We start from the raw sequence: 8,304 nt of genomic DNA, 5'->3' as shown, positions 1-8,304 counted from the left end.
CCACGTGTTGGAGGCGGCATTCCAGACGAGCATAAAGATGTGGTTCATTTGTAAGCAGGTATCCGCCGCGCGTCGTACACGCAGCACAGTCGTTGACGGGGCAACCGGGTAGGAATTGCCCCACAACCTATTGTTGAATAAGGTTTTTTTTTGGAAACACGACTGTAGAGACGGGCCCTCGCACGAACCATCGAAGGTTTCTTAAATTGCGGCGCTCCAATTGTCAGGATTCGTAAACGAGCAAGCGCCGTACGGCCCGCGGCCCACGCATTGGGCCCCGTCCACGCCCGTGCCGAAGCGTCATCCCGGGCAGACATGCAAATGACAGGTTCTGACCCCTACAATGCGGCTGTTGCATCGCAGCATTCCGCAATCCCCGCTTCGTCGTATCCATGTCCCACGCCTTCTCCTCCCAGCACCGGCCCGGCCTGGTGCTGCTTGCGCTTGCCATCGGCAGCTTCGCCATCGGCACCACCGAGTTCGCCACGATGAGCCTGCTGCCCTATTTCTCGCAGTCGCTCGGCATCGACGCGCCCACCGCCGGGCACGTGATCAGCGCCTACGCGCTGGGCGTGGTGGTGGGCGCCCCCATCCTCGCCGTGCTGGGCGCGCGCATGCCGCGCCGCCGCCTGCTGATCGCCTTGATGGGCCTGTTCGCCATCGGCAACGGCCTGAGCGCGATCGCGCCTGATTACCACTGGATGCTGTTCTTTCGCTTTCTGAGCGGCCTGCCGCATGGCGCCTACTTCGGCATCGCGTCGCTCGTGGCCAGTTCGATGGTGCCGGCCAGCCGCCGCACCGTGGCCGTGGGCCGCGTGTTCCTCGGCCTGACCGTCGCCACCATCGTGGGCGTCCCCCTGGCCAACTGGCTGGGCCAGGTCATCGGCTGGCGCTGGAGTTTCGGGCTGGTGTCGCTGCTGGCGCTGCTCACCATGATCAGCGTCCACCGCTACGCGCCCGACACCCCGGCCGACCCGCATGCCAGCCCGCTGCGGGAGCTGAGCGCGCTGGGGCGCGGCCAGGTCTGGATCACGCTGGCGATCGGCGCCGTCGGTTTCGGCGGCCTGTTCTCGGTCTACACCTATCTGGCCGACACCTTGGCGGCCGTCACGCAAGTCACGCCCGCCACCGTGCCGCTGGTGCTCAGCGCCTTCGGCGTGGGCCTGACGGTGGGGAACATGGTCGTGCCGGTTTTTGCCGACCGCGCCGTCATGCGCACCGCCGGCTTGCTGCTGCTGTGGTCGGCCGTGGTGCTGGCCCTCTTCCCGCTGATGGCGCACAACGTCTGGCTGATCACCCTGAACGTGTTCCTGGTCGGCGTGGGCGGCGCGCTGGGCACGGTGTTGCAAACCCGGCTGATGGACGTCGCGGGCGACGCCCAGGGGCTGGCCGCCGCGCTCAACCATTCCGCCTTCAACACCGCCAACGCGCTCGGGCCCTTTTTGGGCGGCCTGGCCATCGCGGCGGGGTTCGGCTGGACGTCCACTGGCTGGGTCGGCAGCCTGCTCGCCATCGCCAGCATGCCCCTGTGGCTGTGCGCCGTGGTCCTGGAACGCCGGGTGCGCGCCGCGCGCGCGGGCAAGCTGGCTGCCTATGCAGAATCGGCCAGCTGATGAGGACCGGGACGTCTTTGCCAGCGTCCCCGTTTACCGCGCGGGGCGTCGGCCAAGCGTCCCCGATTCGCGCCGCGCCGGCGGGCTTCGCGTCCCCGGCTTCGCGTCCCCGGCTTCACGTCCCCCTTTATTCCGGGAAAAAACGTCTGCCCCACACCACACCGGGGCAACCGCCTATTGCAGGCGGCGCCGGCGCCACAGCTATACTTTGCGCACTCTTTACCACCCTCAAGACGCGCTGCACCTCCCTTCCTGCAGCGCTTTTTTTATGCCCGCTTTGACTGCCTTGCTGCGCCCCCTGTGCCTGGCGCTCTGCTGCCTGGCCGCAGCCCTCGTTTCCACCCAGGCATTGGCCGCGCCGCCCACCCTGGCCCAGTGCCACGGCATCAAGGATCTCGCCTTCGTCGCGCACCTGGATGACGACCTGCTCTTCATGAATCCCGACGTCGCCGCCAACATTGAGGCGGGCGGTTGCGTGCGTGTCGTCTACCTGACCGCCAGCGACGCCGGCGAGGGGGAAGGCTATATGCTGGGCCGCGAGCGCGGCGTGCGCGCCGCCTATGCCTACATGGCGCGCGAGCCGGACGCGTGGATCGAAGACACCGGCATCGTCGCCAGCCGCCAGATCGCGCGGTTCACGCTGCAGGGCAACCCGCGCGTGCAGCTTTGGCACATGCGCCTGAAAGACCCCTGGCTGGGCAATGGCTGGGGCAGCCTGACGCCGCTGAGCCGCACCGAATCCGAACCGGGCCAACCCGTCGACACGCTGGGCCCCCACGCCGAGGTCTACACCCGCGAACAACTCGTCGACACCCTGGCGGAAATGATCCGCCAGTATGGCCCCACCACCGTGCGCCATCTGGATGACACGATCAGCGTCCCCTATACCCAACTGTGCTGGCGCTGCGCCGGCCATGGCCATCCGGACCACATCGCCAGCGCGCGGCTGGCGCGCGAGGCGATGCTGCGCGCGCCCGGCAACTATGCCGAAACGGGCTACATCGACTATCCGAGCCAGGAGCGCGCCACCAACCTGGCCGACGCCGAAATCGCAAACAAGTCGGTGATCTTCCAGCACTACGCCTGGAACGACTACCACTACTGCGCCGGTCCCACGGGATGCAAGGAACCCGCGGGTCCCGCGGCCGCCTGGGTGCAGCGCGCCTACTACGTGTCGCGCCACGACGTCGCGCCGCAGCTATATCCGGACGGGCGCGGCGGCCTGGTCATCTTCGCCGCTGGCGAAACCAACGCCGCCATCAACCGCTGGGATTCGGGCGAGCAGCGTTGGCACAGCCTGGGCGGCCGCACCGCCGGCCCGGTGGTTTCATTCGCCCATGCCGACGGCACGGCCGGCCTGATGGCGCGCGATCCGCTGGGCGGCGTGTGGGCCAACAAGCAGCGCCATGACGGCACCTGGCAAGGCTGGCAGGCGCTGAGCGGGCTGCGCGTCACGCAGATCCCGGCCGTGGCGCCGCGCGGCGAGGCCGCCGCGGTGGCGCTGGGCTACGACGGCCTGCTGCACTGGATCGCGCCCTCGGGCATCGACGGCAGCTGGAGCCCCTGGCAGGCCCTGCCGGCGCTCGAAGGCGCCACCGGTTCGCCGGCCGCCGCGCGCGGCGCCGATGGCCGCTATGTCGTTTTCGCCATGGCCGCCAAGGGCGCGCTTTTCTACACCCGCCAGCTCCCGGCCGACAAGGGCCGGCGACCTGAATGGCAAGGCTGGCGCCGCGTCGCGGCCCCGGAGGCGGCCGGTGGACTGGCCGCCATCCGCAACCACGAAAACCGGGTCGAACTCTACTTCCGCCAGCGCGCCGACAATCACCTGACGCGGATGGTGGAAGCCGGCGACACCACCGATCTGGACATGGACTGGAGCGCCCCGACGGACATGGGCGTGCCCTACATCGGCCGCCCCGCCATCACCGCCGACAAGCAGGGCAATGTGGTGCTCGCCCTGCTGGAGCGCGCGGGCGGACAGCTCTGGCTGCTGGACCGCGGCAAGCTCGCGAAGCTGGACGCCGCCGCCGCGTCGCCCCCCGCGATCAGCCTCATCGACGGCACGCTGTACATCGTCGCGCGCGCCGCCGGCAAGCCGCAGCGCTACCAGGTGCTCTCGCGCCGCAGCGGCGCCTGGACCGCGAACCTGACGCTGGATGGCGTCCCGGCCAGCGGCGGCGGTCCCTTCGCGAGCGTGGCTGCCCGCCCCGCCGACCTGCCCAACCTGGGCGCGGCCAGCGCCAACACGGCCGTCGTCGTGCGCCCGTCGGCGGGCGAAGCCGACGCGCTCACCGTCGAGCGCATGCCGGCCCAGACCTCGCGGATCGCAAAGCCGACCAGCGTGCAATAAGCCAGCACACGGGCCGCGGCGAGCCTGCTGGCCGCGAGGCCCGCCTCCTACCCCCCCTACGCCCCCACGCCGCGCTGCTTGCGCGTCAGGAACGGCGCCATGTACCGGCGTGGCTCGTCGGTCATGAATGCCTCGCCGAAGGCGTCCACGCTGCGGTCCAGCCCGTCCTGGATGGTGGATTCCGTCCAATGGCGCAGCAAGGCCTTCTGCGAGCGGACCGCGAGCGGGCCGCTCGCCGCGATGGACGAGGCGGTGCGTTCGACCAGCGAGTCCAGCTCGCCCTCCCTGGCCACGAATTCCAGAAAGCCCCAGTCCCGCGCCTGCGCCGCATCGACCGTCTCTCCGGTCAGCAGCAGCCAGTTCGTCGGCCCCTGGGCGATGAGCCCGGGCAACAGCACCGCATGGATCACCGACGGAATGCCCACGCGCACCTCGGGCATGCCGAACACGGCGTCCGGCGAGCCCAGCCGGATATCGCAGGCCGCGGCCAGTTCCATGCCGGCTCCCAGGCAGAACCCCTGCAGCCGCGCGATGGTGGGAACCGGGATGCGCCACACCGCATCGCACAGGTCGCGCAGGCGGGTGATGAAGGCGCGGGCGCCCTGCGGGTCCAGGCCAGCCATCTCGTGGATGTCGGCCCCGCCCACGAAGGCCCGCTCCCCCGCGCCCCGGATGACCACCGCGCGCGCATCGTCCTGCGCGGCGATCCAGCGCGCCGCGTCGGTCAGGCCGAGCGTGACGGCGGACGCCAGGATGTTCAGGCTTTTTGCGTCGTGGATCTGCAGGGTGTAGACACCGCGCGCGTCGCGCGTCACGAGGGCATGGGGAAAATCGGGAATGGACGGGGTCATGCAAGCTCCAGCTTGGGCGTCGAGGCCGTTCATTGTTCAACCGGCGCAGGACGCGCCACGATTCATGAGCGTAGCGCGATTCGGCCCGGCGGAAGGGGCCGCGGGGACGCTGGCCGCTCGCTGCGTTCCTGCGTACACTTGCCGCATGCTACGCATCGACAATCTCAGCAAGCGCTACGGCGACCATATCGTGTTTGAGGGCTTGACGCACGCCTTTGCGCCCGGCTGCGTGGCGCTCTGCGAAGAAGACAGCACCGGCAAATCCAGCCTGCTGGGCATCATCGCGGGCGCCATTGCGCCAGACGGCGGAGACGTGCTCATCGGCGGCCATTCGCTGCGCGACGCGCCGCAATTGGCGCGGGCCCGCCTGGCCTATGTGCCGGACAACTGCATGCAGTTTCCCGAACAGACGGGGCGCGGTCTGCTGGAACAGGCCGCCCTGGCCAAGAACGCGCCGTTGGACGACGCGATACTCGATCTGGCCCGCCGGCTTGGGTTGGAACCGCATCTGGACAAGCGCTTCGAGCAGATGTCCACGGGCACGCGCCGCAAGGTGTACCTGACGGCCGCCGCGCTGGGCGATCCGGCCGTGGTGGTGGCCGACGGCCCCAGCAATGGGCTGGACGCGCAGGCGCGCGGGGTGCTGGCCGACGTGTTCAAGACCTGGGCGCGGGATCGCGTCGTGCTGTTCGCCAGCCATGACCCCGAACTCGTGCAGGCCTGCGGCGCGACCACGCTGGACGTCGCCGACCTGCGCTGAGCGCAAGGCCGGGCGCCGCGCCGCAAGCGGTTCAGAACCGGATCGTCAAGCCCGCGATCGGTCCCTGCAGCACCGCGTCGTATTTGAAGCCGTTGCGGTCGTAGTCCACGCCCATCGCGCGGTAGCCGATCGTGCCCGAGATCATCTTGCTGAAGTTGTAGCCGATGCCGACGCCCACGTCCCAGTCCGCCTGCGCGCCGCCCGCGCCCACCATGCCCCAGCCGGTCAGGTAGGCCTTGGAGCTGAAGGCGTAATTGCCGCGCACGCCCACCAGCAGGTCCACCCAGGTGGCGCTGTCGCTGTCCTTCCTGCCGTTCGCGAGCGAGCCCTTTAAGGTGATGTCGGTGTCCACCGACCACACCCGCAGCCCCGCGACGACATCCAGGTTGTGGGCCGACTTGTCGAGCACGGAATAGCCCATGCCGATCAGGCCCGTGAACGACTCACTCTTCACGTCCGCGCTGCTGGCCAGGATGCCGCGCGGCGTGTCCCCTTGCGCGCCGAGCTTCACGTAGATCAGATCGCCGAAAATGCTGTAGCGGTCCTTGCGCGCGTCGCCCATCAGCATGGCCGCGAAATCCAGGTTGTCGAAGATCTTGTCGAAGCTCGCGTCGATGTCGATCACGGGGAGCCGCCGATGCGAGACCTTGCCCGACAGCCCCGCCGCCCAGAAGTATGGCGAGACCGAGAATTTCCATTCGTTCGAGATCGTGGAATCCATAACCGGCGCCGGCTGCGGCGCGGCGTCGGCCGCGGCGGCAGACCCGGCATGGAGCATGGCGCATGCCAGGCAGACCGTGATGTGCTTGTTCATCGCGAAATCCCTCCAGCCCGTAGGCCTGACGAGACGCCCGGGGCTCGCTCCGCCCTGCGGACGGGCCCCGGGCGCCATGGCCGCGTCAGCTCACGCGACGCACCGCCGGCACGGTCCACGAGCCGTTGATGATCGACGGATCGCTTTCATTGGGCCAGTAAAGCCGCATCATCAGGATGAACCTGCCCTTGGGCGCCGGCAGCCAGTTCGACTCGAGCTCCGGCCCTGGCGATTCATGCTGGATTAGCAGCTCGGTCGACCCGTCCGGTTTGTGCTTGAGCGCCTGGCGTTCGCTGATGGAGTAGCGGTTGAGCGGGTTGTCGACGAAAAAGTAGTTCTGGTCGTACATCGTCAGCGACCAGAATCCCGACACGGGCGGCAGAAGCCCCTTCCGGAAGGTCAGCACGTACCTCTCGGACCCGTTGTACTCGCGCTGGAACGCGCCGTTGGTCGACTTCAAGGATGTCGGATACACCGCGTCCTGCGGCCGGTTCGCGCCCAGGCCGATGGCCGTGACCAACGCGCGTTGCAGATAGTTGGTGCCGTAAATCCCCGTCTTGGTCGTGAAGCCCCAGCCATCGATATGCTGGATATCCCCGTCGTCGGACCGGAAGTGCGCCATGATCCGCGCGAAGGCGGTTTGCGGCACACGTTTGGCGAAATCGGCGGGCAGCTTGGACGGATCGAAATCCTGGCCCGGCACGATGCCGATCATTGCCAGCTTCTCCACCATCGGCGCGTCCGCCACGGTCGGCGGATTGCGCTTGAGCAATTGCGCAAACAGGGCGAAATAATCGGCCGCGGACATGTTGTTGACCTGATCGCGCACCGGCGTCTTCATGTCGATCGCCGGATCGACCTTGCCCTGCGGCGCTTTCCAGTCCTTGCCCCAGCCGCTCAGCGGCGCGATCTTCACCTGGTCCTGCAGCTTGTGCACTTCGGCGTAGTCCTCCGGCGTGCCCGTGCAATAGATGCGGCCCAGCAGCCACACGATGCTGGTCGGCGACTTGTACTGCTTCATGCCTTGCGGCACCGTGCCCTCCCAGCCCGGGCCCGTCACCACGAAGGTCTGCGCGCCGGTGCCCGTCGTGCGCTTGCCGGGAACGTCGAACACGGTCGTCCATCCGTCCAGCAGCGGAAACAGGGCATAGCGCCCGTTCAGGTCCGGCAGGCTCACGACCCAGGGCTCGTCGCCCACATCGAAAAAGGCGGTGGTGTACAGCGTGTCGGCGTTCGGCGCCGTCACGTCGCGGAACTTGGCGTTGGGGTATTCGCGCAGCTTGATGAGCTGACCCATCGGCGCGCGGGTGCCCTTGGGCTCCGTGACGTTCGTGATGACCCGACGGGTCATCTCCATCGTCACCAGCGGGTAGGCATAGATGTAGGCGTCGGTGGCCACGACAAACCGGTCATCGGCCTCGGGGATATTGGCCACCAGCCCTTCCGAGGCGGCGGCCGAGGCGCGGAAAGCCGGCCCCAGGGATCCTGCGGTCAGCAGGGCAAGTCCCCCTGCGTTCATCTTGCGGCGTGTCAGCTTCATTGTTGTCGCTCCAATGGATGGTTTCGGTGAAGTTCACTGAGGGGACTTCCGACATGCACGGCGATGTTCTTTCCAAGCTACGGCGCAATCGATGTTGAGGTGGGTGGCACGCTCCGTGGGTCAGGGTCGGTGGGCGAAGGGCAAGTGGAGACAACGAGGGGCGGCAGGGGCGCGCGCCCCCTCGCATGTCAGGACTGGGGAAGGATGAGCTTGCTCAATCTATGCGCAGTTCCTGGCGCGCTCAATCCGCCGGAATGATTACGACCCTCCGCCTATGGTCGCAATCCGGCAAGACGCCGTACGCGCCGTGCGGCAATGCCGCCACATTAATTTGGTGCCGAATGGTCTTCCATCCGAATGCGAGGTAGTTTTATCC

The 8,304-nt window shown here is 68.0% G+C and carries 6 protein-coding genes; 3 read left to right on the top strand and 3 right to left on the bottom strand.

Translation table 11 applies throughout. From position 1 onward, the window contains the following. Positions 1-392: 392 nt before the first annotated feature. Both BMW75_RS15700 and BMW75_RS15695 read left to right on the top strand, forming a co-directional pair. Complete coding sequence (locus BMW75_RS15700) at positions 393-1,613, top strand: MFS transporter (RefSeq protein ID WP_092580613.1); 1,221 nt, start codon at positions 393-395, stop codon at positions 1,611-1,613. 268 nt (positions 1,614-1,881) lie between these two features. Then, positions 1,882-3,963 (top strand): DUF8189 domain-containing protein, encoded by a 2,082-nt coding sequence (locus BMW75_RS15695; RefSeq protein ID WP_092580611.1) that lies wholly within the window; start codon positions 1,882-1,884, stop codon positions 3,961-3,963. 56 nt (positions 3,964-4,019) lie between these two features. Here BMW75_RS15695 and BMW75_RS15690 read toward each other — a convergent pair whose 3' ends face one another. Next, entirely contained in the window at positions 4,020-4,814 is a 795-nt protein-coding gene (locus BMW75_RS15690; protein WP_092580609.1) for an enoyl-CoA hydratase, read from the bottom strand. A 145-nt stretch (positions 4,815-4,959) separates the two neighbouring features. On the opposite strand from BMW75_RS15690, the gene BMW75_RS15685 reads away from it, so the two are divergent. After that, entirely contained in the window at positions 4,960-5,574 is a 615-nt protein-coding gene (locus BMW75_RS15685; protein ID WP_092580607.1) for an ABC transporter ATP-binding protein, read from the top strand. A gap of 31 nt (positions 5,575-5,605) precedes the next feature. On the opposite strand, the gene BMW75_RS15680 is transcribed toward BMW75_RS15685, so the two are convergent. Continuing rightward, on the bottom strand, positions 5,606-6,388 hold the full coding sequence (locus tag BMW75_RS15680) for a hypothetical protein (protein ID WP_092580605.1): 783 nt from the start codon (positions 6,386-6,388) through the stop codon (positions 5,606-5,608). Between the two features lie 85 nt (positions 6,389-6,473). Beyond that, positions 6,474-7,928 (bottom strand): DUF1254 domain-containing protein, encoded by a 1,455-nt coding sequence (locus BMW75_RS15675; RefSeq protein WP_092580603.1) that lies wholly within the window; start codon positions 7,926-7,928, stop codon positions 6,474-6,476. Positions 7,929-8,304: the final 376 nt, after the last annotated feature.

Source organism: Achromobacter sp. NFACC18-2 (assembly GCF_900108985.1).
Classification (GTDB): Bacteria; Pseudomonadota; Gammaproteobacteria; order Burkholderiales; family Burkholderiaceae_B; genus Achromobacter.
This window is presented reverse-complemented; position numbering and strand designations above follow the sequence as displayed.

What these genes read in the sequence shown, in the direction of transcription:
- BMW75_RS15700 (WP_092580613.1), top strand. Translation starts at nt 393, where the DNA reads ATGTCCCACGCCTTCTCCTCCCAGCACCGGCCCGGCCTGGTGCTGCTT.
- BMW75_RS15695 (WP_092580611.1), top strand. Translation starts at nt 1,882, where the DNA reads ATGCCCGCTTTGACTGCCTTGCTGCGCCCCCTGTGCCTGGCGCTCTGC.
- BMW75_RS15690 (WP_092580609.1), bottom strand. Translation starts at nt 4,814, where the DNA reads ATGACCCCGTCCATTCCCGATTTTCCCCATGCCCTCGTGACGCGCGAC.
- BMW75_RS15685 (WP_092580607.1), top strand. Translation starts at nt 4,960, where the DNA reads ATGCTACGCATCGACAATCTCAGCAAGCGCTACGGCGACCATATCGTG.
- BMW75_RS15680 (WP_092580605.1), bottom strand. Translation starts at nt 6,388, where the DNA reads ATGAACAAGCACATCACGGTCTGCCTGGCATGCGCCATGCTCCATGCC.
- BMW75_RS15675 (WP_092580603.1), bottom strand. Translation starts at nt 7,928, where the DNA reads ATGAAGCTGACACGCCGCAAGATGAACGCAGGGGGACTTGCCCTGCTG.